Annotated in this window: 1 pseudogene; it reads right to left on the reverse strand. The window is 65.1% G+C overall.

Features of this window, described 5'->3' with window-relative positions:
- Positions 1 to 91: 91 nt before the first annotated feature.
- Positions 92 to 459, reverse strand: a pseudogene (locus EOA24_RS40715) (UDP-N-acetylglucosamine 1-carboxyvinyltransferase); the annotation flags it as partial.

Below are 459 nucleotides of genomic sequence, written 5' to 3' on the forward strand. Positions count from 1 at the left end.
GCGGAATACGCACCTGAACGTTGACAATTCAACGTTCTGTTATGCGGTCTTTCCGCTCGGCGCAACCGCTGGGAAAGAATGCCGCGGTACGTCAGCCCGAAATGCGCTCGATCACCGCGCCGCAGCCCGAGAGCTTCTCTTCCAGCCGCTCGAAGCCGCGGTCGAGGTGGTAGACGCGGTTGACCGTCGTCTCGCCCTCGGCGGCAAGGCCGGCGATCACCAGCGACACCGAGGCGCGCAGGTCGGTCGCCATGACGGGAGCGCCCTTGAGCTTGGCGACGCCGTCGACGATCGCCGTCTGGCCGGAAAGCGTGATGTGGGCGCCGAGGCGGGCAAGCTCCTGCACATGCATGAAGCGGTTTTCGAAGATCGTCTCGGTGATGCGCGATTTGCCCTTGGCCATGGTCATCAGGCCCATGAACTGCGCCTGCAGGTCGGTCGGGAAGGCGGGGAAGGGGG

It is taken from the genome of Mesorhizobium sp. M2A.F.Ca.ET.039.01.1.1, assembly GCF_003998035.1.
GTDB lineage: Bacteria > Pseudomonadota > Alphaproteobacteria > Rhizobiales > Rhizobiaceae > Mesorhizobium.